We start from the raw sequence: 26576 nt of genomic DNA on the forward strand, positions 1-26576 counted from the left end.
TCATAGACATGTATCATTGTATATGAAAAAACCACTGACCTAACAGTGGTTTAAAGTATTAAAAGCTTCATTTATGATGGATATAATATCAGTATCCTTAAAAATTTGCTGTCTATTATGTGAATGATTATCCATCGTACCCCTCTCAAATTTAAGATGCAATAAATATTCAATATTCCCCTTAGTCCCCGAGATTGGAGAATACGTAAGGTTTTGAGGGAGCAGATTATAATCAGTTGCATAATTCAATACTTTTTGGATTACATTTATATGTGTATCCTTCGACTTGACGATACCTTTATCAACCTGTTCTTTATGGGCTTCAAACTGTGGTTTGATCAGCGCAATTATATCACTGCCATCTTTAATAACTTCGACAAGTGTCTTAAATATAAGCGATAGAGAGATAAAGCTGACATCAATGCTTACAAAGTCAGGAATAGGATCAAATAAATCACGCGAAACATATCTAAAGTTTGTCTGTTCCATTACTGTGACTTTCGGATGAATACGAAGACGGTAATCCAGCTGGTTTGTTCCGACATCGAGCGCATATACATGTTTTGCACCATTTTGAAGTGCACAGTCCGTGAAACCTCCTGTAGAGGATCCTATATCGAGATGAACGCGATCATTTATATCGAGATCAAATTGCTGTAGTGCTTTCTCTAATTTCAGTCCGCCTCTACTTACATATTTTTTTCGTTGATCCTTAACTCGTATTCTTATCTTTAGCGGATCAATCTTTTCACCAGCAGTATCAATACGTATATTATCATCAAAAACGAGTCCTGCCATTATTGCACGCATTGCAGCATCCTTCGTCTGATAATAATCTTGAGCTACAAGATATTCATCTATCCTAACTTTCTTCATGTAATATCGCCAACTGCTTTATTTCATGGATAAGATTTGCTTTATTAATACCAATATCGTCAAGCAGCATAGAAACATCCCCATGCTCTATATACTCATCGTCGATTCCAATACGTGTTACGTGGACATTCAAGTGTAAATCAGAATAATAATTGCTAACAGCTGCTCCAAAACCACCACTTAACATTGCTTCTTCTACCGTCAATACAGGGATATTACGTTTAGCAGCGGCATCTAGATACTGGTAATCTAAAGGCTTAATGAAACGTGCATTTACAACTTCGATGCTGACTCCTTCTTTTAGAAGCTCTTCTCTGACTGCTTCAATGAGCTTTAATGTCGGACCGAAACTTAATACGATTACATCAGTGCCTTCATGAAGCACTTCCCAGTTGCCTCGCACGATACTTTTTGGTGTTGCATCTACTTTCACACCATATCCATTACCACGGGGATAACGAATCGCTATAGGGCCCTCATATTCATAAAATGCATTATGTAAGAGATGATACGCTTCATTTTCATCCTTCGGCATCATAACAGTCATATTCGGCATATGCGTCAAGAAAGAGATATCGAAGACACCTTGATGTGTCTCCCCGTCCGCACCTACAAGTCCAGAGCGGTCGATACCAAAAACTACATGTAAGTTCTGTCTATCCACGTCATGCAGCATTTGATCATATGCCCGTTGTAAAAATGTCGAATAAATCGCAACGTAAGGTTTCATACCGTTAGCAGCCATTCCTGCCGCCATTGTAACCGCATGTTGTTCTGCTATCCCTACATCAAAAAACTGTTGCGGAAGTTCTTTTTGAAACTTCGTGAGCTTACTTCCGACAGGCATCGCAGGCGTAATGGCTGCGATCGTCTTGTCTCTTTCTGCAAATGACTGCACAGTATCACTAAAAAACTGACTCCAAGAAGGGCCTTGTACACTTCCCTTCAAGACCTCACCTGTCTCAAGTTTATATGGACCTAGACCATGCCATGTGCCGATCTTATCATTTTCTGCCGGATGATAGCCTTTCCCTTTTTTCGTAATGACGTGAACTATTACTGGGCCATCAATGCGTTTTGAAGTCAGTAATGCTTCCTCAAGCTCCTTATAGTTATGACCATCTACCGGTCCAATATATTTAATACCTAACTCTTCAAAAAAGATACCGTTGACGACAAGATATTTTAAACTGTCTTTCACACGATCTGCCGAATCTCTAAGTTTATGTCCTCCTGGAAGTTTGCTCAAGAAGAGATCAATATCACTTTTAGCACGATTATAGTTCGAGTTCGTTCTTAATCTTCCGAACATATTATGCATTGCCCCGACATTCGGTGCGATACTCATTTCGTTATCATTTAAAATGATTGTCATATTCGTTTTATCATGACCAATATGATTTAATGCTTCTAAGGCCATTCCACCTGTTAACGCTCCATCTCCAATGATGGGCACTACTTCATAATGCTGCTGCTGAATATCACGCGCTTTCGCCATTCCCATCGCTGCTGATAAAGAAGTAGAACTATGCCCTGCTTCCCATACATCATGTTTACTTTCATTCAGCTTTGGAAACCCGCTTAATCCTTTATATTGACGTAATGTATCGAACTGCTCTGCTCGACCTGTCAAAATCTTATGGATATATGCCTGATGGCCGACATCAAATATCAATTTATCTTCTGGACTATTAAATACTTTATGGAGTGCGATCGTCAGTTCAACGACCCCTAGATTTGCACCAATATGTCCACCTGTAACTGCACACTTTTCTATTAGAAAGGTTCTTATGTCCTGACTTAATCCATCTAATTCTTCATATGATAAATCCTTTAAAAAGGAAGGATCTTTAATCTTTGTAACGTCCATTACTTCCCCACCTACAGTCTATACTTTAGTAATCCCTATTATAACACTCTTTTGTAAGTCATGAAAAATAAAAAAAGCCTTCACAGGCTTTAATTATTTGTTTCTTTCGATAATAAATCTTATAAGCTGTAGCAAGCCATCATTAACTGGACATAACGCTTGTACTAGTTTTTCTGTATGTTCAAATTTTTCTTTCAGCAGTGCTTTAGATTGTTCAAGGCCGAGCAATGAAACATAAGTACTTTTATCATTTTCGACATCACTGCCTACAGGTTTACCAATCTCTTCAAATGAGCCTTCAACATCTAATATATCATCCTGTATTTGAAACATGAGCCCCACATTTCTTCCAATTTGGTCTAGAAGCTGCATCTTTTCGTCCGAAAGCTTCATGATTATCCCTGCTGCAACGAATGCCGCTCTAATCAGCTCACCTGTCTTATAACTATGTACTCGTTCCAGCTGATTGAGTCCGAGTGCCTGATGTTCGCCTTCCATATCAAGCATTTGTCCGTAAACCATTCCTTTAGAGCCAGCAGCTTCACTTAACAGACTTATAAGCGGCAGCTTGATATCTGCATCAAACTTACTTTCTGTAATCATACGAAAGCTGTCTGTCAATAATGCGTCCCCGGCTAATATTGCTGTTGCTTCATCAAAATGCTTATGATTTGTTAATTTACCTCGTCTATAATCATCATTATCCATGGCAGGTAAATCATCATGGATAAGCGAATACGTGTGGATCATCTCTAAAGCCACACCAAAAGATAGACCGTCAACAGCATTACCACCCAAACTATCTATAGTCGTCAAGACAAATAATGGGCGTATCCTCTTGCCACCAGCACTTAATGAATAGTGCATGGAGTCAAATAACCGGTTGTCCTTTGAGTTATATAACCCTGCAATCACATCTTCAATATTTTGGAGAAACTGTTTATTCATCTGGATTTTCCTCAGCACTATTCAGCTTGGTAAGCTTCGCTTCTGCTTCAGTAAGCTTCATTTGGCAGGCTTGAGATAATTTTACACCTTGTTCATACAGTTCTATAGATTTTTCTAGACTCACCTGTTCATCGTCAAGCGCTTTAACGATTGATTCCAGCTGCTGCATCATTTCTTCAAATGTCTTAGCCATGATAATCACCTCTTATTTATTAATATGCATCACTTCTGCCTTAATTTCCCCATCATTAAGCTGTATATGTACATAATCATGTTCATTCACATCATCTACAGATTTAATAATCTTATCCTCACTTCGCACAATCGCATAGCCTCGTAATAAAGTCTCTGCTGGACTTAAAGATGACAGTAAAGCGATATGGTGTTTGAGCTGCTGATGATAGTTTGACAGCTTATATGATAGCATTCGATTCATAACATTCTGCATCGAATGAATCTGCTCATATTGATACTTTAATTTCGTATTCAACTTCTGCGCATCAATTTTATTCGAAATGAAATGAAAATCCATCTTATTCTGATTGATCAAATTAAATGATGCATGCTTCATTCTCTGCTCAAACTCATCTATTTTCTGCATCTTCTGTTCGATCAGCATATATGGATTTTTAAAGATATAATATGAAGAAAGATAATTTAATCGTTCATTATTATGCTTTAGTCTTTGGTTCATTGCGCGCAGCATCGTGATATCTACTTGCTTTAACCCGACGAGCAGCTCTTTGCTATCTGGTGTTGCCATTACGGCTGCTGCAGTCGGAGTAGGGGCTCTGTGATCTGCCACTAAGTCACTGAGTGTAGTGTCCGTTTCATGTCCCACTGCAGAAATGACCGGTGTATTACATGCATATATCGCTTCGACGACAATTTCTTCGTTGAACGCCCACAAATCCTCAATAGAACCCCCACCACGTCCCACGATAATAACATCGGCACCTAACTGATCAGCTGCATTTAAATTATTGACGATATCATCTTTTGCTGCTTCACCTTGAACGATTGTTGAAATATACGTAACTTCCGCTAAAGGATAGCGTCTGGATAACGTCGTTCTAATATCTTGTACAGCAGCTCCAGTACTCGCTGTAAGCACCGCGATATGTTCAGGATATTTTGGTAGCTGTTTCTTATTTTCTACATTAAAATAACCTTTTTCGAAATACTTTTTCTTCAAAGCTTCTAGTCGTTCATATAATATACCAATACCATCTAATCGAATATCTTTGGCATAAAGTTGATAGCTCCCTCTACTTTCGTATACACTGATACGTCCCGTAATAAGAACACTGTCTCCTTCTTTTGGAGAGAAAGTAAGCTGTGCTGCATCACGCTTAAACATCATACAGCTAATAACACCGTCATTATCTTTTAATGCAAAATAAAGATGGCCACTTGAATGACGCTTAAAATTTGACAGTTCACCCTTAATATAGACATTTGTTAAATAAGGATCTTTATCAAACTTCGTTTTAATATATCTCGTTAATGCACTTACACTTAGATACTTCTCCATAATTATCACTACGCCTTATTTTTAATAATTTCACTCAAAACTCCGTTGATAAACTTATAGCTTTCATCGTCGCTAAATTTCTTCGCTAAGTTCACTGCTTCGTTGACAATTACTTTTTCTGGTGCATCTGTATACAGTAATTCAAATGCGCTTAGTCTCAGTATAATACGGTCAATTTTATTGAGGCGCTCTAATGCCCATGACTTCAGGTGTGGCGTAATCTTGTCATCCAGTTCATTTTGTTTTGAACTGACACCACGAACTAATTCATCAGCAAATACATCTCTGTTTGGAGGTTCCACGATAAAACGTGTTGCATCTTCCACTGATATTTCGTGCGCTTCATTTTCTATCTGAAATAATATTTGTATCGCATGTTCTCTAGATTCTGTTCTCGACATAAAGTTTCTCCTTCAATCAAAAAGGGATGCAAGCATCCCTGATTAATTCTCTTTAAATTTAACATTTACAATATGGATATTTATTTGTGACGGCTCAATCGCAGTCATATTTCCTAGTGCATTCTTGATTGCTTTTTGTACAAGTGTAGCAGTCTTTGCAATCTTTGTACCATAGTCAAATGCGCAGTACGCATCTAGAACTATCGTGTCATCTTTCGTATCAACTTGTACACCACGTTGATTTTTAACACCAAGCTTTTCTAAAGATTTACTTTTTTGTACAAGTGACACACCTTTCACTTCTGAAACTGCAATTGAGGCAATGAGTTCAATAACACTTGGCGCAATTTCAACTGTCCCAAGATTACCTTTTTTATTTGTTTCGATCATGACATAACCTCCTGTCTATAACAATAACTATACCATGAATTTATTATAAAATAAAAACAGAAATTAAAAAACGCTAAACGCGTTTTTAATCTGACAATATATTGTTGTCTTCAAGAAATTTAGTGTTGTAGTCATTTGAACGAAATGTTTCATTCTGAATTAATGCCATATGGAATGGAATCGTTGTATCTATACCTAATATAATAAATTCTGAGAGCGCTCGATACGCTGAGTTTAGTGCAGTTTCTCGGTCTTTATCATGAACGATAAGCTTGGCAACCATCGAATCATAAAAAGGTGGAATGCTGTAGTTTGTGTAACATGCCGAATCTACTCTGACACCATAACCCCCAGGAGCAATATACTGGGTAATTAACCCTGGAGAAGGCATAAAATTATGATATGGATTTTCTGCGTTGATTCTAAATTCAATCGCATGACCGTTAACCTTTATCTCTTCTTGTGTCATCGTAAGTTTTTCACCACTCGCAATTTTTATCTGCCATCTAACAAGATCTGTCGCTGTCACCATTTCTGTAACTGGATGCTCAACTTGAATACGCGTGTTCATCTCCATGAAATAAAATTGCTTCGTATCTATATCATATATAAATTCAACAGTTCCGGCACCTTCATAGTTAACAGCTTTAGCTGCATTAATTGCTGCCTGACCCATCGCATATCGCGTAGCTTCATCAATATATGGCGAAGGACTTTCTTCGACGAGTTTCTGCATACGACGCTGTATCGTACAGTCACGTTCCCCGAAATGCAGTGTATTACCATATTGATCCGCAAGGACTTGAATTTCTACATGACGGAAATTTTCTATAAACTTTTCTAAGTATAAGCCTTTATTTCCGAATGCAGTTTCTGCCTCCTGTTCTGTCATACGATAGCCATCTCTTAACTCCTGCTCATTCCTGGCAACACGTATGCCTTTGCCACCACCGCCAGCAGTCGCTTTAATTATGACCGGATAACTCATGGTTTCAGCAAGTTTTAGCGCACTTTCAACATCTTCCAGTAACCCATCGCTCCCAGGCACCACTGGAACACCAGCTTTTATCATCTCTTTTTTAGCAACGTCTTTAATTCCCATCTTACTGATTGATTGATGACTTGGGCCGATAAACTTAATTTGGCATGCCTCACACATTTCGGCAAACCGTGCATTCTCTGCTAGAAAGCCATAACCTGGATGAATCCCATCACATCCTGTACTACTCGCAATCATCAGTATGTTCGGGATATTCAAATAAGAGTCTTTAGACTGTTTCGGACCTACACAATATGCTTCATCAGCAAGCTGTGTATGTAGTGCATCTCTATCAGCTTCTGAATAGATAGCAACGGACTGGATTCCTAAATCTTTAAGTGCTCGAATGATACGTACCGCTATCTCTCCTCGATTTGCCACTAATACCTTCTTCATATCACTTCACCTTGAAGAGGGGCTGACCATATTCTACCAGCTGACCATCTTCAACTAAAATTTCAATGATTTCTCCACTTACTTCAGCTTGAATTTCATTGAACAGTTTCATCGCTTCTAAAATGCACACAATACTATCATTCGTCACCTTATCCCCTACCTTAACATAAGGATCCGCTTCAGGGGATGGAGATTTATAAAATGTTCCAACCATAGGCGCATTAATCGTAATAGTATCTTCATTATGTTCTTCAGTCGTAGTTATCTCTTTAACTTGAATTTGCTCCTGTGTCAGTTGCTTTACAGGTGCTGCCACCTTTTCTTTTTCTTTCTTCAATACAACCTTCAATTCTTTATCTTCATAATTAAATTCAGTGATTTCTGATCTATCGACCATATCAATCAGTAATTTTATATGTTCAAGATTCATAAGATACTCCTTTATACATAGTTTTAAGACTAGCTACTAATCAATTGTAAACTAGTGGTCTGACCAATTCAACAATAAAAATAAAAAAGACATGTATAAAAACATGTCTTTCATAAAAATTATCCTCGAGATACGTAAGAACCATCTGTTGTGTTGATAATTAATGTATCCCCTTCATTAACAAATAAAGGTACGTTTAATGTGTATCCAGTTTCAACAGTAGCAGCTTTCGTCGCACCTTGAGCTGTATCACCTTTAATACCAGGTTCAGTCTCAGTAACTTGAAGCGTCACTGTATTCGGTAATTCAACACCTAAAGTTTCCCCTTCATACATCTGGATATGAACTTCCATATTTTCTTTCAGGAACTTTAATTCATATTCAATTGTATCCTCAGATAATTCAATCTGTTCATATGATTCAGTATCCATAAATACATGCTGATCGCCTGAAGCATATAAATACTGCATGCGTTTGTTGTCAATTTGAGCTTTTCCGACTTTTTCTCCTGCACGGAATGTCTTTTCCTGGATTGCACCTGTTCTTAAATTTCTTAGCTTTGAACGTACAAATGCAGCACCTTTTCCCGGTTTAACGTGCTGGAATTCAATAACACGCCATATACCATTATCTACTTCGATTGTTAAACCTGTCTTAAAATCATTTACTGAAATCATGAATTTTCCTCCTCAATATACCTACTATAAAATAATAAGGTCTTTTGTGGAATGTGTAAAGCGCTTTAGACCATTTTTAGTGACTAAAACATCATCTTCTATACGAACGCCACCTAAACCTGGCACATAGATTCCGGGTTCAAGCGTTACACACATATTTTCTTCCAAAGTATGAGAAGAACGTTGTGAAAGCATAGGGTTTTCATGCACTTCAAGTCCAATGCCGTGTCCAAGACTATGGCCAAATGCGTCTCCATAACCATATCCTGCAATCACGTCTCTCGCAATTTTATCCGCTTCAACGCCAGTCATTCCAGGTTTAATTTCGTCAAGTGCTTTAAGCTGCGATTCTAAAACAATGTTATAGATTTTAACCATCTCGTCTTGTGGCTCTCCGACTGCAATTGTTCGTGTAATATCCGAAATATAACCTTCATAAAGTGCACCATAATCAAATGTAATCATTTCACCAGATTCAATCACTTTATTACTTGCAACACCGTGTGGTAATGCACCTCTGATGCCTGATGCGACAATTGTTTCAAAAGAAGAACTTGTAGCACCTAATGCTCTCATCTTCATCTCCATCTCATTATTTAGATACATTTCAGTTACACCAGGTTTTGTAATCTTTAAAATATAATCAAACGTAGCGTCTGCGATATCCGCAGCTTTTTGTATCTGCTCGATTTCAAATGGTTCTTTTATCATTCTAATCTTTTCAATTTCACCAGTAACATCAATAAGCTCTGCACCTGTTGCAAGCTGCATGTACTCTTGGTAAGTGACAAGATTCCCTTCAAATCCTACTGTCTTTAATTCTAACTCTTTAATTACTTCAGTTATCATATTTAGTAAAGATGTTTTTTGTTTTACGATTTCAAAAGATTGTGCCTGTTTCGTTGCTTGTTCTATGTATCTGAAATCTGTAACGAGTATGTTTCTTTCCTTACTGATGATCAAGCCTGCACTACTGCCTGTGAATCCAGATAAATATCTTCTGTTATGTGGTGAAAGGACTACGACTGCGTCCAGCTGCTTTTCTTCTAATAAATGTCTGACTTTTTCTATTTTCATCTTTTTCTCCTTAGTATATGTATTTTGACTATATTTTCTGAATATATACATGTTACCATAGTATTTAGAAAAACGAATCATTCGAGGAGTAAAAAATGAAAAAATTCAAAATATTATCATTAATAATGACTTCTACTATAACACTTACTGCCTGTGGCGGAGGTGCTGAAACTGACCTAACCGAAAAATCCAAGGACTTAAATAAGGAAATTAAAGTACTAAAATCAAAAATCGAAGATCAAAAAACAGATTTAATCACCAAGCAAAACACTTTAAATGCTACTGACAATGAATTAAAACAGCTGCAAGGGAGCATGCAGATGGCTAATCATGAATATACAATGCACTTTAATTCTTATGCAGCTTCACTTGCCTTAGCGATTAAAGATTTTTCAACGATTGAAAGTAAGCTTTCAGAACAGAATGATATCCAGATAAAAGAAACACTAAGCACAATTAAATCCGACGTCAAAGGCACAATCCAGCAATATAATCATGTATTTAAAAATAGCGAACCCCCCTCAACATTTACAGATGTGCATCGCCAGGTTAATGATGCGAACCATAAATTTGATAAGGCGTTCAGTTTAATCCATAATGGCTACGAAACTTCTGATACAAAAAAAATAACGCAAGGTAAAGCGATGCTTCACGATGCGATAGATGCATTTGACAAATTAACAATTGAGTAGGTAAGCGCATGCGCTTACCTTCTTTTTAACCATTCTTCACTTCTATATTTTTCTATTAGTACAGAAACTTCCTGTTCAATCTCAGCAGTTACTTCAAAAGGCTTGAGCTTAATGTCGAGACCTTTCTCAAACCCTTCATAAAATGCTTCTTCCATCATTGCAATGGTAATCTCTTCATCGGTCAGATCAGCTATACTGACTGCTTTGGAATAGAAGCTACGTTTCATACGTTCTTTCAGTCGTTCGCTACTAAAGATGAACAAATCAAACAGTTCATCTACATCAATCGACTGTAATATTGAACCGTGCTGCAGAATCACTCCTTTTTGACGGGTCTGTGCGCTACCCGCAATCTTTTTGCCTTCAACAACTAGTTCATACCAGCTCGAAGCATCGAAACATACTGAACTTCGCGGGTCTTTTAGGCGTTCTCTATCTTCTTTCGTCCTTGGCACCGAAAATTCCGCCTGGAACCCTAAATTCTTAAACCCTTCTAACAGCCCTGTTGAAATCACTTTATAAGCAGCAGTAATCGACTCCGGCATCATAGGATGAGATTCAGGTACGATCACACTGTACGTCAGTTCTTTATCATGCAGAACTCCTCGTCCACCTGTCGCACGTCTGACAAGTCCGTATCCTCCGGTAGACACTTTATCAAGATCAATTTCTTTTTCTAGTTTTTGAAAGTAACCGATCGATAATGTTTTCGGATTCCATCCATAGAATCTGATGACAGGCGGCAGCTTTCCTTGTGCTACTAAGTTAAGCAATGCTTCATCCATCGCCATATTATAATATGGATCATTATTGTGTGTATTGATAAACAACCATTCTTCCTGCATATGCAACCCTCTTTACTGTATGTCTATAGTTTTAAAAAATACTTTGAAAATAAAGTATATTATATCTATAATATATCTATGAAATAAAAAGGAGGAATACCTGTATGAATTTCTGGTATGTGTTAGGTATTGTTCTTCTCTTACTATTCATCTATATACTTGTTAATTACTTTATTAATCGTAAAGCTGTTACTGAGTTAAGTCAAGATGAGTTTCAACAAGGGTTAAGAAGAGCACAAGTAATCGATTTACGCGAGAAGGCTGACTATGATTATGGTCATATCATCGGGGCAAGAAATATTCCGATGTCAATATTTAGAACACGTATGCTAGGTCTACGTAAAGATCAGCCCATCTACTTCGTCGATGCGAACGGTATTTCAAGCTATCGTGCTGCACGAATGATGAAGAAGCATGGATATAATGATATCTATATGCTTAAAAATGGCTATAAAGGCTGGACTGGCAAAATTAAGTCAAAATAAAACAAGGTTAAGACATGCGTCTTAACCTTGTTTTTTTATACTACTTCTCGTTTGAACCTTCATACTTTAAAACCGGTTTACGTGCTGCTAATGTTTCATCTAATCTACCGATCACCGTGTGATGTGGTGCTTCTAGTACGATATCCGGATTCTCTTCAGCTTCTTTAGCGATTTGAATCATCGTATCACAGAATGAATCTAGCGTTTCTTTTGATTCTGTTTCTGTCGGTTCGATCATCATACATTCTTCTACGTTAAGCGGGAAGTAGATTGTTGGTGGATGGAAGTTGAAGTCTAACAGGCGTTTCGCCATATCTAAAGTTCTAACACCAAGTTTCTTCTGTTTAGATCCACTAATTACGAATTCGTGCTTACAATGACGGTCATATGGTAATACGAAGTAATCCTGCAGACGACGCATCATGTAGTTCGCATTTAGCACTGCAACTTCTGAAGCTTCTTTCAGACCATCTGGACCCATCGTACGAATATACGTATAGGCACGTAAGTAGATACCAAAGTTACCATAGAAAGGTTTAACGCGACCAATTGATTGTGGTCGGTCGTTATCAAATTTAAAACCATCTTCCCCTTTAATGATATGTGGTTTTGGTAAGAATGGCACTAGATCTGCTTTCACACCCACTGGTCCAGAACCTGGTCCACCACCACCGTGAGGTCCAGTAAACGTTTTATGTAAGTTCAAGTGAACTGCGTCAAATCCCATGTCTCCAGGGCGTACTTTACTCATAATCGCATTTAAGTTTGCGCCATCATAGTATAATTTACCGCCGGCAGCATGTACGATTTCACGGATTTCTAAAATATCTTCTTCGAATAAACCTAAAGTATTTGGGTTTGTCAACATGATTGCAGCCGTATCATCACCTACAACACGCTTTAAGTCCCCGATATCAACTAGCCCGAATTCATTTGATTTAACGGTTACTGTTTCAAAGCCAGCAACTGTTGCAGATGCAGGGTTAGTACCGTGTGCTGAGTCAGGTACGATGACTTTTGTGCGGTTATGGTCTCCATTCGCTTCATGGTAAGCACGAATCATCATAAGTGCAGTCCATTCACCATGAGCCCCCGCTGCTGGTTGAAGCGTTACTTCATCCATACCTGTAATTTCTTTTAAGTGTTCTTGTAAATCGTAGATTACTTCTAAAGAACCTTGAATTGTTTTTTCATCTTGAAGCGGGTGAGCGTTCGCAAAGCCTGACATACGTGCGACTTTTTCATTAATCTTTGGATTGTACTTCATCGTACAAGAACCTAGTGGATAGAACCCAGAGTCTACACCATGGTTTTTATTTGAAAGTTCGGTATAATGACGCATTAAATCTAGTTCCGCTACTTCAGGCAGCATCGGGCGTTCTTTACGGATGAACTTACTATCTAATAAATCTTCGACTTTTTTATTTTCTACTTCTAATTCTGGTAATGAATAGCTGAAACGATTTTCTTTTGAACGTTCAAAAATTAACGGAGAGCTTCCTTTAAGCATTGAACACACCTACTTTCGCGATAAATGTATCAATTTCTTCTTTCGTACGTAATTCAGTTACTGCAATTAACATATGGTTATGATATGTCTCTTCAACTTGACCTAAGTCATATCCACCAATAAAACCTTCATCAAGAAGCTTTTCATTAATCTCTTTAACCGGATGATTAAATTTCACTACGAATTCATTAAATGTTGTTCCTTCAAGCACTTCGAATCCTTCTTCAATCATACGTGATTTCATATAATTTGCTTTTTGTAAGTTCTGGTTCGCCATTTCATAGACGCCATTCTTACCTAATGCACTCATTGCAACTGACGCAGCTAAAGCATTTAAAGCTTGATTAGAACAGATATTTGATGTTGCTTTATCACGACGAATATGTTGTTCACGCGCTTGTAATGTTAATACAAATCCGCGGTTTCCTTCATCATCCTGTGTCTGTCCAACAAGGCGTCCCGGCATTTTACGCATTAACTTCTTCGTTGCTGCAAAGTAACCACAGTGTGGCCCACCCAGTTGTGCTGGAATACCAAATACTTGTGCATCTCCAACAACTAAGTCTGCCCCGAATTCTCCAGGTGGTGTTAATAGACCTAGACTCATCGGATTACTCGAAACTACGAATAAGGCCTTAGTGCCTTCAGTGAAAGATTTGATTGTTTCTAAATCCTCTATACTTCCGAAGAAGTTTGGATATTGCACCATTACACATGCAGTATCTTCGTCAATTGCTGCTTTTAAAGCATCTAAATCCGTAACGGTATCTTTCACATCAATTTCAACTACTTCTAGATGTTGACCTTTTGCGTAAGTGTGTAATACTGCGCGTGATTGATCGTTCACTGCTTTTGAAACAATAATCTTCTTATTTCTCGTATGACCACATGCAAGCATTGCTGCTTCCGCAAATGATGTACCTCCATCATACATAGAAGAGTTCGCACAATCCATACCAGTAAGTTCTGCAATCATCGTCTGGAATTCAAAGATGGCTTGTAATTCACCTTGTGAAATTTCAGGTTGATAAGGAGTATATGCAGTATAGAATTCACTACGTGAAATCACATGATCTACCACTGTCGGAATATAATGATCATATACGCCTGCACCTAAAAATGACACATGTGTATCACTCGTTACGTTCTTGTTTGCAAGCGCCTGTAATTCTCTTAGTAACGGAGTTTCAGATTTACGTGGCTTGATATTTAAATCGCCCTGGAAACGTACTTTCTCAGGTATGTCCTGGAACAACTCATCAACTGAGTTGATACCGATTGTCTCCATCATTTCTTTTTTATCAGTTTCTGTTAATGGTATATAACGATGACTCATTTTCTTCGCCCCTTAATTTTTATGGAATGGAGTTTTAACAACTTTTGCTGGAATACGTTTTTTACGAACTTGTACATAAACTTCTGTATCAATTGCTGTAAAATCTGTATCAATTAATGCTAAAGCAATTGAACGGCCAGTTAATGGTGATTGCGTTCCACTAGTAACATAACCGATTTTATTATCCTTATTATCAAACACTTCATAGTCAGTACGTGCAATCCCGCGTTCTAACAGTTCAATACCAGCAGATTTACGCTTTACACCTTCTGACTTTTGAGTTTCAAGTACTGACTTGCCGATAAAGTTGCCTTTATCAAGTTTAACGCTGAAGCCCATCTTAGCTTCATAAGGTGTTATATCAGTTGATAAATCTTGTCCGTGTAGCGGTAATGCCGCTTCTAAACGTAACGTGTCTCGAGCACCAAGACCACAAGGCGTAACACCTAAATTAAGCAGTGCTTCCCAGATTGCTACCGTATCTTCGGCTTTACAATAAATTTCAAAGCCATATTCACCAGTGTAACCTGATTGACTTAAGATTACGTTTTTACCGAAAATTTCAACATCTTTTAAAAATTCAAATAATTTCATTTCCGAAATATCTTCCTTAACTTCAGGTGCAAGCTTTTCTAAAGTTTTAGGCCCTTGTACTGCAATTTGTCCATATTCAGAAGATACGTTCGTTATTGTTACACCATCTTTTTCATGTGATTTTAACCATTCGAAGTCAATATCAGTATTTCCGGCATTTACTACGAGTAAGTATTTATTCTCTCCTAATTTATATACAACAAGGTCGTCAATGACACCACCATCTTCATTACAGATCATTGTATACTGAGCTTTTTTATCAGTCATTTTAGATGCATCATTTGTAAGTACATACTGAAGATATTCAAGTGCATGCTCACCTTCGACAATAATTTCACCCATATGACTGACATCAAACATCCCTACGCCTTCTCTAACAGTGATATGTTCTTCTTTAATGCTAGAAAATTGAACAGGTAAAGCCCAACCAGAAAAATCAATTACTTTTGCACCATCTTCCAGATATTTTTCATAAAGTGGTGTTTTCTTTAATTCTGACATGATATTCCTCCTAATTGTTAAAAATAAAAACAGCATAGCATAGTGCTATCCTGCTTCATTACAGGGTTTGTCCGGAAATTATCCTTTTGCCTGAGAGTTTAATATAGCGATGCCCCTTCGGCGATGATTTATCATTCTCTCTAACTTCCTTCTTCCGCAATAATAAAATTGTGAATTTCCTGCACACAGTCTGACAGTTCATCATCATTGTTAACGCTAATGTATGCGATTTCATTATAACGTGAACGTCTTCCAAAGTACAAGTCTTTAATGGCATCAAATGATCTATTCATCGCATTCGGACGATTAGCATCATTTATAATTCTATTATACACAGTGTTAATGTTCGTATCTACCCATATATTCATTTTATTTTCTTTTAAAAGTGAAATATTGTTCGGATTTTCGACAATTCCACCACCTGTAGCTAATATAATATTCATGTTTATGTGTTTTTTTAAAACGATATGTTCCAACGTTCTGAAGTAAGTTTCTCCGTACTGGTCAAATATATCCTTGATCTTCATATTCATTTCTAATTCAATTTGTTCATCGATATCAACAAACTTTATCCCGAGCTTTCGTGCTAATAAATTACCGATTGTTGTTTTTCCAACACCCATAAATCCTACAAGTACATAAGCCAACTAAACACCTCTTTTTTCTACAGACTTTAGAATCTCTTCATAATAATACTGTTCAAGATGATCCATTGTCTTTAATTTTAACATGAATCTGTTGCTATAATAACTTAAAAAAAAGACTGTTAAAAATAATAGAATCAGTAAATATGGCGTTATAAACCCATTATAGAACCTGATATTTCTTTGCGAGAGATTCATTTTTTGATTGCAGAGATATGTATAGATGTTCATCTTCTATAAAAAAGACTCCTTCCTTAATGCCTTCCAGCATGATGATGTAACCCTCTCCATTTACTTTTCGTACGATGCGATTATGCACACATTCATATGTAATCAAATCTGCTCGAAGTGCTATTCGAAGTTTGCCATCCCTAACTGTAACGTCCTTCGCATTTTTAAGTTCAGTAGCAATCTCCCTTAAAAATAAAGCCGTATTTATATCGTGATGATCTGTAGAACGTCCGTTAAATTGATATATCTGAATTAAGATCATCGGTATAATTGATATAACAATCATAACTACAGCCATATTAATAAGCATCTCAAGCAGCGTAAATGCTTTATTTGAACGTATGGCATATCTTAGATGCTTTAATACAGATTGTATCTGCTTCACGTGTGTATTCTCCTTCTCTAATTACGATATGCATATACAGTAACCGAATCTTTTCAAGCGTAGCTTGCTTACTCTGATATGTCATGGACATTTCGTTGTACATTGGAAGTAGCAGCATTACGATTAGGATGATGACAGAAAATGCTAGCATGCTATCTATCAATAAAAAACCACTATAACGTTTCAATTCTCATTCTCCCCCAATGAATCTGAAAGATTAGACGATATTTTTTATCGCCTATATGATAAATAACTGAGCCACCTTTATTAATCCCTCTCCCATCAAAATAATACTGCATATTATTCGAACTATTGTGCCGATCAATATAACCATCATCTATTTGATAGGAAGCATTAATGTCGAGCGCGGCTGATTTAATATAAATGGTGTCACTTCCCGGAGGAAATGACACATAGATATTCACCTTAGATACAATGGCTTTTGTCTGATAGTAATTTAGTAGTGAAATTATTTCATCATTAATCTCTTCATGTTTTATTTCATCTAGTTTAAACCTGTTTACAGGCACAACAGTGAGTATTACGGTGACAATCATTAGTACAATGAGCATTTCTATATATGAAAATGCTCTAAGCACCTAATGATGCCTCACCATTATTGATTATTATGTCTGCTCCATCTTTACATTTCACTTGATTTTCTTTTAAATATTCAGGAACAAGCTCATTTATTGTAGATGGTGTTTTACCCGTATCAATTCGATATGCCTCAATCTGACCTTGTACCATCTTTACTTGAGCTTCACATCCTTTAGCCTGTACTGTCTTAGATTGTTTAGCAATATTCGGAATGATAACGATGATTAAAATCGAAATTACGAGTAATACTAATAACATTTCAATTAAAGTAAATCCTTCATTCTTACTAAATTGTTTTTTTAATCTGCTCGCTATGCGTTTCACTATAACTCCTCCTTATTTTATACCTTCCATCATTTGTAGCATCGGTAATATGATGACGAGATACATGGTCACAATTAACAATGCTAATATCATAAAAATTACTGGCTGAATTGCTTTTATACAGCGTAATAATCGATGTTGAAATCGATCAAATATAAATTCACTGTAGTATTTTAGTTCCTTATCTAATTTTGAATTTCGCTCTCCATGCTCCATAAATTGAACAAGTGAAGACTCGAATATATTCATCTCCTTGACAGCATCAGGGAGCGGTCTACCTTCTAAAAGCTTATGATTGATCATGAGCGCAATGTATCGAAAGGTTTCATTCTTATTTTGTGACGATAATATTTGCAATATTCTTTTCATCATCACACCATTGGACAGAAAGAAAGAAAGCATTTCACTAAAGCGATAGGTAATGTACAAGCGATACAAATCTTTAATCAGCGGTACAGAATATAATATTTTAAGCTGACTAGCAACAGACTGTTTCCTAAAATAGAAAGCATAAGCTAAAATAAGTGCTATGAATAATAGTATAAAACTATAGATGATATAAGGTAGAGAAAATAAAATTGCAGTCATAACTTTTATTTCTGTCCCTACATCTACATCCATAGTGTCATACATAGATTGAAATTGAGGAAGTACCGTTAAGTTTACTGTAAATATAAGCGCAATAAATATGAGGATTAAAATAAGAGGGTATTGAATTGTCTTTATAAGTTGTGAGGCAAGCCTTGCTTTACTTTCTAAATAATCGTAACATCGTACCAATGTCATATTTACATCACCGTACCGCTCAGCAAACTGTACCTGCATTACAATATCATCACTATAGTTAAAGTAGTCGAGCAACTCGGATAACTGCTTTCCTGATTCAAGTAATTTTAATGCCTCTTCCTTTATCTCTTTTTCAATTTCTATATATTGCGTATTCAAGAAAGAGACTGCTTCATAAAGAGTGAATCCGTTATTTGTCATTTCAGAAATTCTGATTAAGAAATCTTTGTGATATATTCTCAGACGATTTTTATAGATCAAATTTTTCAAATTCATGTTGTGAAATCTGATTTGTTTCATACATCTCCTTAAATATGTCAGCCAGCGTTCTATAGTTTATATGTTTATCCTTTAAATATTTTTCAATATCCTTTTTTGTCAAAAATTCATAGGCTAAAACACGCTCCTTTCCATCTATTCTTTTTACAAGTCTTTGATTGATAATTAAATTAATACTTTGATATAGATCAACAGCATTAATTCCCATTTCTTTAAGTCGAAATAATGCGCCGATGCAATCATTCGCATGTAATGTCGTTAAAACTAAATGCCCGCTTAACCCTGCATTGATAACTTGCTGGGCTACGACTGAATCTCTTATTTCACCTAGCATAATGATATCTGGATCACATCTAAGGATTGCCTTTATCGCGGTTTGATACGTTATCTCTGCTTTTTCGTTAACATTAACTTGTATGATACCGTCAATATGCTGTTCTACAGGATCTTCTATTGAAATTACTTGTCGTTTCAATGTATTCTTCGCAAAATGTACAAGTTGATACATTAATGTACTTTTACCACTTCCAGTTGGTCCACTAATGATAATTATACCGCTTGATTTTTTCATTTGATTGAACAATATTTGATCATCTGTCTGATATTCATCTATAAAACTTTGTCTGATAATCCTCAATACACATGCTTCATCACCTAATGACCGAGGTAAAGTAGATGCGCGAATATTGTATCGTAAGTTATTCAGGTTAAAATGTATTATGCCACTCTGGGCCTTATTCTTTTCTGATACATCAAGATGTGCTGTAAATTTAATATATGAAAGTAGTTTTCTAAATAATATATCGTCGATGTCGCTATAGTCTTCAATATCACCTTGTATCCTAAATTTAATAGATATGCTTTTATCACCAGGAATGAAGTGTATATCTGATGCACTTTGTAAAATTGCCTGCTCTATTATTTCATTGAATAATCTCTCCATCTCTACCTCCTCATCTATCATATAAGCTTATTCTTGATCTTTCTTCTTAAGCTATTTAATATCATACAAATAAATAAATTTATCTAAATTTACAAATAAAAAAGAAAGAATTGGATGTTACAAATTTCGTAAAATTAAGGTTTACTTATCTTATCGTTAACTTTATAATAATAAGTGATATGAAGAGTCTGAAATTAGGGGGAATTGCCAAATGGATAAGGTTTTTAAAACTTTAGGGTTCTGGACAGCAATCTTTGCAGTAATGTTCTATGTAGGCGGAATGTCTATGATGTCATTTGTATTCATTGCTCAAACAGGATTTTTTGTATTACTTGGATACTTAAACTTATCAGAAAGAATGTACATGTATATATTTGCAGCATACTTAATCGTGTGTTTCGTAGGCTTCACTTATTATTCTACATTTTTATTAGAGCCAAGCTTTGGCCACCACGAATAAAACCTTCCGGAATCGGAAGGTTTTTTTCTATAAGTATGGATTGTGTGTTTTTTCATATCCGACAGTCGTTTCAGGACCATGACCCGGACAAATGATGAATGCTTCATCTAATGAAAGTAATTCCCTTTCGATGCTATTGAGTAATTGCGACGTATCTCCTTGATAAAGATCTGTTCTTCCGATACCTTCCTTAAACAAAGTATCACCAACAATCGCAAAATTCTTAAATATAAAACTTAAGCTCCCTGGCGAATGTCCTGGCGTATGTCGTACTTCAAAACTAAATGTTCCGATTTGATGGAAACCATTATCCATAAATTTCGGCTGTTGCTTCACTATTGTGGATTCTATTCCGTATTGACTGAATTTATCTGAACCATTTTTAAGCGGGTCTGTTAAAAAGTATTTCTCAATTTGAGACATATAAACTTCACACTGATAATAGCTACATATTGCATCAACTGCTCCAATATGGTCAAAATGTGCATGTGTCAGCAGCACACCAATTACTTTTTTATCTGTATTACCGATTGTAGCGATGAGCCTATCCGCTTCATTTCCTGGATCAATGATTAAAATTTCTTGTTCATTCTCTAATATATAGCAGTTCGTTTCAATCATACCTAAAGCAATTTTCTTTTTCTTCAAACTGAATTCCTCCTAAAATTTACTCGACAAATATATACTTTAATTATACAATATTAATGATAACAAAAGAAAATCATGGGGGTTATACTATGCCATTTATTAACACGGGCGAACTATTTGAAGTTTTTGGCGTAAAAATTCACATCGGTGTGAATATTTTTGCGATTCTAATGTTTTTAGTTTTCTTATTTTCAATAAAAGCACTATTAAGTTCATTAAAGTCTAAAAATGTATTAGGCATCATTTTTGGTCTACTTGCAACTTTGTCTTTTGGATTCTTCTCGTTAGCAACAATCTTCACTTATGGATATCCAATTTTACACCATTAAAAAAGACATCATTCGATGTCTTTTTTTTAATGCATATGTTTCTTTACAGCGTCAAGCTTGTCATTCATCTTTCTTTGCTTATCTCTTCGATCATCAATTCTAATATTCGTACACACCCGTTCAACCCCTGCCTGAAACGGAGATTCGTGAATGCGTTCTAATGCTACGAGACAGTCGTGAAGCTCTCCTTCAATCAATGTACTCATCGGTGTCAGTTGATAATCTATCTTTCCCTCTTGTTTCATCGCTTCAAGTATATTCTGTACTTCCGCAACATATTTACTGATACTGATAGATTTTCCATCCATCGGTATGATTACAACATCTATTATCGCCATTATATTTTCTCTCCTAGAATATAAATTTTGATTAAACCTGCAGCACCAATCATCCCTGCATCATTGCCTAGCTCAGCAGTTACAATCTTTGTTCCTTCATAAGCTGGAAGGAATGTTAAGTCTTTATAATACTGTTCGATATGATCTACAAGAAACTGTCCTGCTTTAGAGACTCCCCCACCAATAATAATGTGCTTAGGATTTGTCATGACACTGATAATGCTAAATGCATAAGCGAGGTGCTTCGCTACTTTCTTAATCACATATATCGAAAACTCATCCCCTGCTTTTGCGGCATCAAATATCATCTTTGCCTGAAGCTCTTTATTTCTGATTGCATCTTCGATCACCGTCTTGAATTGAAGCTCTTCATAATAATGATAAGCTAAATTTACGACCCCTGTAGCACTTGCAACCGTCTCAAGACAGCCATGTTTTCCACAGTTACATTTAAATCTCTGCTTCGTATCTACAGTAATATGCCCGAATTCCCCTGCTGCACCATTGAATCCGTGAATAAGCTCATGATTACTGACGATACCCCCACCTACGCCTGTACCTAGCGTTACACATACGACATCAGACTCATTTCTGCCTGCTCCTCGAAATTTTTCACCGAGCGTTGCTACATTTGCATCATTATCTACATATACTGGCAATCCGCTTAATGCTTCAAACTGCGCTTTAATATCGATCTTACCATGCCAGTTTAAGTTAATCGCTCCATTGATGATGCCATTGTTAAAATCTACCGGACCCGGAACACCGAGACCCACACCTATGCAGTCTTTAATGTTTAAATTTACATCACTTAAATGTTTAATAAATGAATCATAAATGTTCTTTAATATATGTGTTCCGTTATCCTCTTTATTCGTAACGATTTCCCATTTTTTAATAATATTGAGGTTTGAGTCTAATATACCTAGCTTACAAGTTGTTCCACCTATATCTGCTGCTAAAATCATAGTTTATTCATCCTTCTCTGATTGATCAGTAAACGCGCCTGGATATAAGTCTCATTATCAATTAACATTGCATCATGCAATGACTTTAACTCTTCATCCATCATCGCTAACGTATTCTTTTCATCTTTAAAATAGATAATAATTCCAAATTTTTGCAATAGTTTCTGTACATCATAGAATTGCTTCATTTTCTCACCTGAATTCCTGAATCTCTTTCTTTAATTTTATGTATTCTTCCTTTTTATTGATTGTAATGGTCTTATCAATATATTTCTCTGCTTTCGGGTAGTCATCCATTGCTCGGTATGCTAATGCAAGCTGAAAGTTCAGCCGTTCACTATTAGGATACTTTTTCAGAGCATCTAACCAGACTAACAAACCACTTGATAAACCTTCATCCTTTGTTTTCCACAGGCCATAGAGTACATAAGTTTCATCATTCTGATAGCCTCTATCAATGGTCTTGCGAATAATCTCAATGCCCTCACTATCTTTTCCTTCCATCAAATATTGCTTAGCATATTCATTGTATATATGATGTTCACGCTCGGAAAAAATATTGATGATGAGTAATCCTAAAATAACAACCAGGCCGAGTGCCATATAATAGAAATATCTTTTACTGTATCGATAAATAAAAAACATTGAAGCAATGAACAATCCACCAAATAATCCACCAAAATGTGCATAATGATTTACGTTCTCAAAGATTGCACTGCCAATTAAGAAGATAAGAATGCCGATAAAAGTCTGTATGAGAAATTTTTTCTCGAATTTTCCACTGAATATCAAATGGCTCATCAGTGCTCCGATAAGCGCACAGATGGCACCACTGGCTCCTACAGATATCGATATATTATCAAATGTCAAAGAAATCAGATTACCAATAATACCACCTATAAAATAAATACATAAATATTGCCAGCGCGTATATAAATATTCTACAAGCTTACCAAATATAAAAAGCGTCATCATATTGTAAAGCAGATGCTGCACATCGAAGTGTATGAAGATAGAAGTAATGATCCTATAGTAATCTCCATGCACAAAATTAAAATGTGTCAGCCCTCCTTTATCAATTATCATTTCTACTTTATGAATATGTTGAACGATACTCATAAGAATAAAAATAACGACATTGAGCAGCATAATTAAATATGTCAGCGGGGAAAACTTTCTGATTGCATTTTCAATCATATTTCCATTTAATACACTTTTCTTATACGTTTTAATTGCCTTATCCTTATTCTTGCCTGTAATCTTCTGATATGGATGTCCAAATAGGCGCTTTAAATCGCTCTCGTCATTACACTGTTCGATAAATATATGATTCGGCATGTTATCCTGAAAATGATTTGTCTGATTTACGAGAATAATTTCAAATCTATTGATTGTATGACCTACTGTATCCTCAATATCATTAAAATGATCCATAATTTTTTGTACCATAAAGAGTGTGGACTGTGCTGTCTCTTTTTTTAGGATAACCCTTTTAATGATACCCTTTTTTCTATTAATCAGCCATATATCGTCTTCTGCTTCTCCGTGTGTAAAGTACTCAAAATCACTGTATTTTGTGTATTCATAAATCGTTCTCCATATCTTTTTTTGTTCTATCATTGTTTCGTACCTGTATGCCATTCTCTTTCTTCAGTAATGATATACGCTACGGGAATATCATGTGGCTCAATGATCACTTCTCCTATCTGCGCTTCAAATACAAGACTAATTGTATGCCCTTCATACGTACTTAAATATTTATCATAATAACCGCCACCATAACCTATACGGTATCCTGATTCATCGAAACGTACACCCGGAACAATAAGAAGTGCTGGCTGTTCATTTTTTCCGTCATCATGTTTCATTACATCAATTCCAAAACGATCTTCAACTATATCTTCCGCAGATGTAAAGTACGTAAAATACATTTGTTGTTTACTGTAATCACACTTTGGGACAAATACAGTCTTACCAAGCATTTGTGCATAACGGATGATAAATCGTGTATCCATCTCATGATCCATTGATAACGTTATACCAATAGACTCCGCATCTTTAAAATGTTGGTGCTTTATTAATTTCTCAATGATCATATTTTCTTTAGTGTATTTGTCTGTTAACGATTTTAACTGATTTATCGTTGCCTTCCTTAACTCTTTCTTAGTCATAACATCACCCATATATAATTATACAATAAACTGATCAAAATTTTATGATTTAACAAAAAAACAGACACAAAATGTGTCTGTTTAAAATATTATTTAGTTTCTCTGTGTAAAGTTTTCTTATTATCTCTTGCACAGTATTTTGACATTTCAATACGTTCTGGGTTATTACGTTTATTTTTTTTAGTGATGTAGTTACGGTCACCACATTCAGTACAAGCTAAAGTAACATTAACGCGCATAGTTGTTCCCTCCTCACGTTTCTAAATATCCATACGACTTTTATATAATACCATGAGAAGCATGATTTATCTAGTGTAAATTTGTGATTTAGGCAAATCTTTCACCAGTAATCGTGAAATAAACACTTTCCGCAATATTTGTAATATGATCACCAATGCGCTCGAGATATCTACCTGCTAAATGGGCCTGACCTGAAATATATGGATCATTATCAATTAAGTAAGCACTGTTAATGATTTCTTTATATAAGTCATCTATATCATTATCACGCTCAATAATCTCTTTAACCAAATTAACATCTTTACTCTCATAGGCTTCCTTTAAATCAGCGAGCATCATCATACTAAGCTTTCCCATCGTTTGCAGACGCGTGAGAATATATGCATCTTCAATCTTCACACGTTTACGAATCTTAGCAATGTTGGCTGCATTATCACCCATTCTTTCTAGTTCAGATGATACTTTACTTGAAGAAAGAATAACCCTTAAATCTGTAGCGATTGGCTGCTGCTTTGTAATCAAACTAATTATCTGGTCATCAATATCGCTTTCCATCGAATTGATAACACGGTCATGTTCGATAATTTCTCTAGCCATCGCTTTATCACTATCACTCAGTACATTGATACTTTTTTCGATTGCTCTATATACTTCATCAGCCAGTTTAAGAACACTTGCCTCCAGATGCTGTAAACTTTCTTCGTAAATCTCTCTCATATCAACCAAACCTTCCTGAGATATATCTCTCAGTCTGTTCATCAGCTGGGTTAGAGAAGATCTTATCTGTTGCATCATATTCATTTACATATCCATTTAAGAAGAATGCGGTTTTATCAGAGATACGTGCAGCTTGCTGCATATTATGCGTAACAATGATAATTGAATACTTATCTTTGATTTCCTGTACCAATTCTTCCACCTTTAATGTAGAAATTGGGTCTAATGCTGATGTAGGCTCGTCCATCAGGATAACATCTGGTTCAATTGCTAAGCATCGTGCGATACAGACACGTTGCTGCTGCCCACCAGATAAGCCGTAAGCATTCTTGTCCAGACGATCTTTCGTCTCATCCCAGATTGCAGCACCACGTAAAGATTTTTCAACAATTTCATCTAATATTTTCTTATCAGTAATACCGTGAATTCTAGGACCATACGTAATGTTATCATAGATAGATTTTGGGAATGGATTTGGTTTTTGGAAGACCATTCCTACACGGGTTCTTAAATGTTCAACTTTATAGCTTTTATCAAAGATATTATCTCCACGGTAAAGAATTTCACCTGAAGTACGCACGCTAGGGATCAATTCTATCATGCGATTGAGCGTTTTAATATACGTCGACTTACCACAACCAGATGGCCCGATAATTGCAGTTACTTCATTCTCTAAAATATCAAGATTGATATTTTGTAAAGCATGATGGTCACCGTACCAAAGATTTAAATTTCTTGTCTGATAAACGATCTTACGATTATTTGGATTTGGTGTCTCTCCTGTAACTATCGTATGTTCATTATTCGTTAATGCAGGTTGACTTTCAGCAACAATTTTCTTATTCTCAGTTGAAGTTTCATTTCTATTAATAACGTTTACTTTTGAATTCATTATATTGACTCCTCTCAAAA

Annotated in this window: 35 protein-coding genes and 1 riboswitch; of the genes, 4 read left to right on the top strand and 31 right to left on the bottom strand. The window is 36.0% G+C overall.

The window, feature by feature from the left end; genetic code table 11:
• Positions 1-39 precede the first annotated feature (39 nt).
• The 11 genes from QNJ52_RS03280 to QNJ52_RS03330 form a co-directional block, all read right to left on the bottom strand.
• Entirely contained in the window at positions 40-876 is an 837-nt protein-coding gene (locus tag QNJ52_RS03280) for a TlyA family RNA methyltransferase (RefSeq protein WP_283721879.1), read from the bottom strand.
• Positions 863-2746, bottom strand: a complete 1884-nt coding sequence (gene dxs / locus QNJ52_RS03285; RefSeq protein WP_283721880.1) for a 1-deoxy-D-xylulose-5-phosphate synthase — start codon at positions 2744-2746, stop codon at positions 863-865. The genes QNJ52_RS03280 and dxs overlap by 14 nt, the downstream gene beginning before the upstream one ends.
• A 93-nt stretch (positions 2747-2839) precedes the next feature.
• The gene (locus QNJ52_RS03290; protein WP_283721881.1) at positions 2840-3694 is read right to left on the bottom strand and encodes a polyprenyl synthetase family protein; all 855 of its coding nucleotides are present in this window, start codon (positions 3692-3694) and stop codon (positions 2840-2842) included.
• Positions 3687-3887, bottom strand: coding sequence for an exodeoxyribonuclease VII small subunit (xseB, locus tag QNJ52_RS03295; RefSeq protein WP_120785624.1), 201 nt, complete (start codon positions 3885-3887; stop codon positions 3687-3689). The genes QNJ52_RS03290 and xseB overlap by 8 nt, the downstream gene beginning before the upstream one ends.
• A gap of 12 nt (positions 3888-3899) precedes the next feature.
• The gene (gene xseA, locus QNJ52_RS03300) at positions 3900-5228 is read right to left on the bottom strand and encodes an exodeoxyribonuclease VII large subunit (RefSeq protein ID WP_283721882.1); all 1329 of its coding nucleotides are present in this window, start codon (positions 5226-5228) and stop codon (positions 3900-3902) included.
• Positions 5229-5236: 8 nt separating this feature from the next.
• Positions 5237-5629, bottom strand: coding sequence for a transcription antitermination factor NusB (nusB, locus tag QNJ52_RS03305; protein WP_120785626.1), 393 nt, complete (start codon positions 5627-5629; stop codon positions 5237-5239).
• A 42-nt stretch (positions 5630-5671) separates the two neighbouring features.
• Entirely contained in the window at positions 5672-6019 is a 348-nt protein-coding gene (locus QNJ52_RS03310; RefSeq protein ID WP_012657076.1) for an Asp23/Gls24 family envelope stress response protein, read from the bottom strand.
• Positions 6020-6104: 85 nt separating this feature from the next.
• A complete protein-coding gene (accC, locus tag QNJ52_RS03315; RefSeq protein WP_219491919.1) occupies positions 6105-7454 on the bottom strand; it encodes an acetyl-CoA carboxylase biotin carboxylase subunit in 1350 nt (449 codons plus the stop codon).
• A 1-nt stretch (position 7455) separates the two neighbouring features.
• Positions 7456-7884 (bottom strand): acetyl-CoA carboxylase biotin carboxyl carrier protein, encoded by a 429-nt coding sequence (accB, locus tag QNJ52_RS03320; protein ID WP_219491922.1) that lies wholly within the window; start codon positions 7882-7884, stop codon positions 7456-7458.
• Positions 7885-8003: 119 nt separating this feature from the next.
• Positions 8004-8561, bottom strand: a complete 558-nt coding sequence (gene efp, locus QNJ52_RS03325) for an elongation factor P (protein ID WP_012657079.1) — start codon at positions 8559-8561, stop codon at positions 8004-8006.
• 24 nt (positions 8562-8585) lie between these two features.
• A complete protein-coding gene (locus QNJ52_RS03330; protein WP_283721883.1) occupies positions 8586-9638 on the bottom strand; it encodes a M24 family metallopeptidase in 1053 nt (350 codons plus the stop codon).
• A gap of 95 nt (positions 9639-9733) precedes the next feature.
• Between QNJ52_RS03330 and QNJ52_RS03335 the strand changes: the two genes are divergently transcribed.
• Positions 9734-10330, top strand: a complete 597-nt coding sequence (locus tag QNJ52_RS03335) for a hypothetical protein (RefSeq protein ID WP_283721884.1) — start codon at positions 9734-9736, stop codon at positions 10328-10330.
• Between the two features lie 14 nt (positions 10331-10344).
• On the opposite strand, the gene QNJ52_RS03340 is transcribed toward QNJ52_RS03335, so the two are convergent.
• Positions 10345-11175 (bottom strand): lipoate--protein ligase family protein, encoded by an 831-nt coding sequence (locus QNJ52_RS03340; protein ID WP_219491928.1) that lies wholly within the window; start codon positions 11173-11175, stop codon positions 10345-10347.
• A gap of 104 nt (positions 11176-11279) precedes the next feature.
• Between QNJ52_RS03340 and QNJ52_RS03345 the strand changes: the two genes are divergently transcribed.
• Positions 11280-11660 carry a rhodanese-like domain-containing protein gene (locus QNJ52_RS03345; RefSeq protein ID WP_099483037.1) on the top strand — a complete coding sequence of 127 codons (381 nt, stop codon included), beginning with the start codon at positions 11280-11282 and terminating at the stop codon, positions 11658-11660.
• Between the two features lie 40 nt (positions 11661-11700).
• Here QNJ52_RS03345 and gcvPB read toward each other — a convergent pair whose 3' ends face one another.
• The 10 genes from gcvPB to comGA all read right to left on the bottom strand — a co-directional run bounded on the left by gcvPB (position 11701) and on the right by comGA (position 19793).
• Complete coding sequence (gene gcvPB, locus QNJ52_RS03350) at positions 11701-13170, bottom strand: aminomethyl-transferring glycine dehydrogenase subunit GcvPB (RefSeq protein WP_283721885.1); 1470 nt, start codon at positions 13168-13170, stop codon at positions 11701-11703.
• On the bottom strand, positions 13163-14506 hold the full coding sequence (gene gcvPA, locus QNJ52_RS03355; RefSeq protein ID WP_219491932.1) for an aminomethyl-transferring glycine dehydrogenase subunit GcvPA: 1344 nt from the start codon (positions 14504-14506) through the stop codon (positions 13163-13165). Before gcvPA ends, gcvPB begins: the two co-directional genes overlap by 8 nt.
• Positions 14507-14518: 12 nt before the next feature.
• A complete protein-coding gene (gene gcvT, locus QNJ52_RS03360) occupies positions 14519-15604 on the bottom strand; it encodes a glycine cleavage system aminomethyltransferase GcvT (RefSeq protein ID WP_219494831.1) in 1086 nt (361 codons plus the stop codon).
• Positions 15605-15669: 65 nt separating this feature from the next.
• Positions 15670-15755, bottom strand: a riboswitch (glycine riboswitch).
• Positions 15742-16248, bottom strand: a complete 507-nt coding sequence (locus tag QNJ52_RS03365) for a shikimate kinase (protein ID WP_219491935.1) — start codon at positions 16246-16248, stop codon at positions 15742-15744. Its footprint overlaps the riboswitch before it by 14 nt.
• A gap of 160 nt (positions 16249-16408) precedes the next feature.
• A complete protein-coding gene (comGF, locus tag QNJ52_RS03370) occupies positions 16409-16861 on the bottom strand; it encodes a competence type IV pilus minor pilin ComGF (RefSeq protein WP_219491938.1) in 453 nt (150 codons plus the stop codon).
• A complete protein-coding gene (locus QNJ52_RS03375) occupies positions 16806-17048 on the bottom strand; it encodes a hypothetical protein (RefSeq protein ID WP_219491941.1) in 243 nt (80 codons plus the stop codon). The genes comGF and QNJ52_RS03375 overlap by 56 nt, the downstream gene beginning before the upstream one ends.
• Positions 17035-17460 carry a competence type IV pilus minor pilin ComGD gene (comGD, locus tag QNJ52_RS03380; RefSeq protein ID WP_219491944.1) on the bottom strand — a complete coding sequence of 142 codons (426 nt, stop codon included), beginning with the start codon at positions 17458-17460 and terminating at the stop codon, positions 17035-17037. Before comGD ends, QNJ52_RS03375 begins: the two co-directional genes overlap by 14 nt.
• Positions 17453-17785 (bottom strand): competence type IV pilus major pilin ComGC, encoded by a 333-nt coding sequence (gene comGC, locus QNJ52_RS03385; RefSeq protein ID WP_413474514.1) that lies wholly within the window; start codon positions 17783-17785, stop codon positions 17453-17455. Before comGC ends, comGD begins: the two co-directional genes overlap by 8 nt.
• 12 nt (positions 17786-17797) lie before the next feature.
• Entirely contained in the window at positions 17798-18871 is a 1074-nt protein-coding gene (comGB, locus tag QNJ52_RS03390; RefSeq protein ID WP_283721886.1) for a competence type IV pilus assembly protein ComGB, read from the bottom strand.
• Complete coding sequence (gene comGA / locus QNJ52_RS03395; RefSeq protein ID WP_219492120.1) at positions 18822-19793, bottom strand: competence type IV pilus ATPase ComGA; 972 nt, start codon at positions 19791-19793, stop codon at positions 18822-18824. The genes comGB and comGA overlap by 50 nt, the downstream gene beginning before the upstream one ends.
• Positions 19794-20004: 211 nt before the next feature.
• On the opposite strand from comGA, the gene QNJ52_RS03400 reads away from it, so the two are divergent.
• Positions 20005-20253, top strand: coding sequence for a DUF2626 domain-containing protein (locus QNJ52_RS03400; RefSeq protein WP_041636023.1), 249 nt, complete (start codon positions 20005-20007; stop codon positions 20251-20253).
• 27 nt (positions 20254-20280) lie between these two features.
• Here QNJ52_RS03400 and QNJ52_RS03405 read toward each other — a convergent pair whose 3' ends face one another.
• Positions 20281-20901, bottom strand: coding sequence for an MBL fold metallo-hydrolase (locus QNJ52_RS03405; protein ID WP_219492123.1), 621 nt, complete (start codon positions 20899-20901; stop codon positions 20281-20283).
• An 89-nt stretch (positions 20902-20990) separates the two neighbouring features.
• Here QNJ52_RS03405 and QNJ52_RS03410 point away from each other — a divergent pair, with 89 nt between their 5' ends.
• Positions 20991-21230 (top strand): DUF2759 domain-containing protein, encoded by a 240-nt coding sequence (locus QNJ52_RS03410; RefSeq protein ID WP_219492126.1) that lies wholly within the window; start codon positions 20991-20993, stop codon positions 21228-21230.
• Positions 21231-21256: 26 nt separating this feature from the next.
• Here the strand turns inward: QNJ52_RS03410 and QNJ52_RS03415 are convergent, their stop codons facing one another.
• The 8 genes from QNJ52_RS03415 to pstB form a co-directional block, all read right to left on the bottom strand.
• Positions 21257-21568, bottom strand: coding sequence for an MTH1187 family thiamine-binding protein (locus QNJ52_RS03415; protein ID WP_086038848.1), 312 nt, complete (start codon positions 21566-21568; stop codon positions 21257-21259).
• A complete protein-coding gene (locus tag QNJ52_RS03420; RefSeq protein ID WP_219492128.1) occupies positions 21568-22536 on the bottom strand; it encodes an ROK family glucokinase in 969 nt (322 codons plus the stop codon). Before QNJ52_RS03420 ends, QNJ52_RS03415 begins: the two co-directional genes overlap by 1 nt.
• Positions 22533-22724, bottom strand: a complete 192-nt coding sequence (locus QNJ52_RS03425; protein ID WP_133445012.1) for a YqgQ family protein — start codon at positions 22722-22724, stop codon at positions 22533-22535. The genes QNJ52_RS03420 and QNJ52_RS03425 overlap by 4 nt, the downstream gene beginning before the upstream one ends.
• Before the next feature lie 4 nt (positions 22725-22728).
• Positions 22729-24177, bottom strand: a complete 1449-nt coding sequence (locus tag QNJ52_RS03430; protein ID WP_219492131.1) for a rhomboid family protein — start codon at positions 24175-24177, stop codon at positions 22729-22731.
• On the bottom strand, positions 24153-24707 hold the full coding sequence (locus tag QNJ52_RS03435; RefSeq protein WP_219492134.1) for a 5-formyltetrahydrofolate cyclo-ligase: 555 nt from the start codon (positions 24705-24707) through the stop codon (positions 24153-24155). The genes QNJ52_RS03430 and QNJ52_RS03435 overlap by 25 nt, the downstream gene beginning before the upstream one ends.
• A gap of 89 nt (positions 24708-24796) precedes the next feature.
• Positions 24797-24946, bottom strand: a complete 150-nt coding sequence (gene rpmG, locus QNJ52_RS03440; RefSeq protein ID WP_041636027.1) for a 50S ribosomal protein L33 — start codon at positions 24944-24946, stop codon at positions 24797-24799.
• 88 nt (positions 24947-25034) lie between these two features.
• Complete coding sequence (gene phoU / locus QNJ52_RS03445; RefSeq protein WP_257886416.1) at positions 25035-25673, bottom strand: phosphate signaling complex protein PhoU; 639 nt, start codon at positions 25671-25673, stop codon at positions 25035-25037.
• The gene (pstB, locus tag QNJ52_RS03450) at positions 25666-26556 is read right to left on the bottom strand and encodes a phosphate ABC transporter ATP-binding protein PstB (RefSeq protein WP_283721887.1); all 891 of its coding nucleotides are present in this window, start codon (positions 26554-26556) and stop codon (positions 25666-25668) included. The genes phoU and pstB overlap by 8 nt, the downstream gene beginning before the upstream one ends.
• Positions 26557-26576 lie beyond the last annotated feature (20 nt).

Origin of the sequence: Macrococcus sp. S115 (assembly GCF_030067655.1) — a bacterium.
Lineage (GTDB): Bacteria > Bacillota > Bacilli > Staphylococcales > Staphylococcaceae > Macrococcoides > Macrococcoides psychrotolerans.

What these genes read in the sequence shown, in the direction of transcription:
- QNJ52_RS03410 (WP_219492126.1), top strand. Translation starts at nt 20,991, where the DNA reads ATGCCATTTATTAACACGGGCGAACTATTTGAAGTTTTTGGCGTAAAA.
- comGB (WP_283721886.1), bottom strand. Translation starts at nt 18,871, where the DNA reads ATGAAACAAATCAGATTTCACAACATGAATTTGAAAAATTTGATCTAT.
- QNJ52_RS03310 (WP_012657076.1), bottom strand. Translation starts at nt 6,019, where the DNA reads ATGATCGAAACAAATAAAAAAGGTAATCTTGGGACAGTTGAAATTGCG.
- gcvPA (WP_219491932.1), bottom strand. Translation starts at nt 14,506, where the DNA reads ATGAGTCATCGTTATATACCATTAACAGAAACTGATAAAAAAGAAATG.
- QNJ52_RS03335 (WP_283721884.1), top strand. Translation starts at nt 9,734, where the DNA reads ATGAAAAAATTCAAAATATTATCATTAATAATGACTTCTACTATAACA.
- QNJ52_RS03420 (WP_219492128.1), bottom strand. Translation starts at nt 22,536, where the DNA reads ATGATTTTAGCAGCAGATATAGGTGGAACAACTTGTAAGCTAGGTATA.
- pstB (WP_283721887.1), bottom strand. Translation starts at nt 26,556, where the DNA reads ATGAATTCAAAAGTAAACGTTATTAATAGAAATGAAACTTCAACTGAG.
- xseA (WP_283721882.1), bottom strand. Translation starts at nt 5,228, where the DNA reads ATGGAGAAGTATCTAAGTGTAAGTGCATTAACGAGATATATTAAAACG.
- nusB (WP_120785626.1), bottom strand. Translation starts at nt 5,629, where the DNA reads ATGTCGAGAACAGAATCTAGAGAACATGCGATACAAATATTATTTCAG.
- QNJ52_RS03290 (WP_283721881.1), bottom strand. Translation starts at nt 3,694, where the DNA reads ATGAATAAACAGTTTCTCCAAAATATTGAAGATGTGATTGCAGGGTTA.
- gcvPB (WP_283721885.1), bottom strand. Translation starts at nt 13,170, where the DNA reads ATGCTTAAAGGAAGCTCTCCGTTAATTTTTGAACGTTCAAAAGAAAAT.
- accC (WP_219491919.1), bottom strand. Translation starts at nt 7,454, where the DNA reads ATGAAGAAGGTATTAGTGGCAAATCGAGGAGAGATAGCGGTACGTATC.
- efp (WP_012657079.1), bottom strand. Translation starts at nt 8,561, where the DNA reads ATGATTTCAGTAAATGATTTTAAGACAGGTTTAACAATCGAAGTAGAT.
- QNJ52_RS03280 (WP_283721879.1), bottom strand. Translation starts at nt 876, where the DNA reads ATGAAGAAAGTTAGGATAGATGAATATCTTGTAGCTCAAGATTATTAT.
- QNJ52_RS03400 (WP_041636023.1), top strand. Translation starts at nt 20,005, where the DNA reads ATGGATAAGGTTTTTAAAACTTTAGGGTTCTGGACAGCAATCTTTGCA.
- comGA (WP_219492120.1), bottom strand. Translation starts at nt 19,793, where the DNA reads ATGGAGAGATTATTCAATGAAATAATAGAGCAGGCAATTTTACAAAGT.
- QNJ52_RS03345 (WP_099483037.1), top strand. Translation starts at nt 11,280, where the DNA reads ATGAATTTCTGGTATGTGTTAGGTATTGTTCTTCTCTTACTATTCATC.
- xseB (WP_120785624.1), bottom strand. Translation starts at nt 3,887, where the DNA reads ATGGCTAAGACATTTGAAGAAATGATGCAGCAGCTGGAATCAATCGTT.
- QNJ52_RS03340 (WP_219491928.1), bottom strand. Translation starts at nt 11,175, where the DNA reads ATGCAGGAAGAATGGTTGTTTATCAATACACACAATAATGATCCATAT.
- QNJ52_RS03415 (WP_086038848.1), bottom strand. Translation starts at nt 21,568, where the DNA reads ATGGCGATAATAGATGTTGTAATCATACCGATGGATGGAAAATCTATC.
- rpmG (WP_041636027.1), bottom strand. Translation starts at nt 24,946, where the DNA reads ATGCGCGTTAATGTTACTTTAGCTTGTACTGAATGTGGTGACCGTAAC.
- QNJ52_RS03430 (WP_219492131.1), bottom strand. Translation starts at nt 24,177, where the DNA reads ATGGCATACAGGTACGAAACAATGATAGAACAAAAAAAGATATGGAGA.
- QNJ52_RS03425 (WP_133445012.1), bottom strand. Translation starts at nt 22,724, where the DNA reads ATGAAGCAATTCTATGATGTACAGAAACTATTGCAAAAATTTGGAATT.
- accB (WP_219491922.1), bottom strand. Translation starts at nt 7,884, where the DNA reads ATGAATCTTGAACATATAAAATTACTGATTGATATGGTCGATAGATCA.
- QNJ52_RS03435 (WP_219492134.1), bottom strand. Translation starts at nt 24,707, where the DNA reads ATGACTAAGAAAGAGTTAAGGAAGGCAACGATAAATCAGTTAAAATCG.
- dxs (WP_283721880.1), bottom strand. Translation starts at nt 2,746, where the DNA reads ATGGACGTTACAAAGATTAAAGATCCTTCCTTTTTAAAGGATTTATCA.
- QNJ52_RS03330 (WP_283721883.1), bottom strand. Translation starts at nt 9,638, where the DNA reads ATGAAAATAGAAAAAGTCAGACATTTATTAGAAGAAAAGCAGCTGGAC.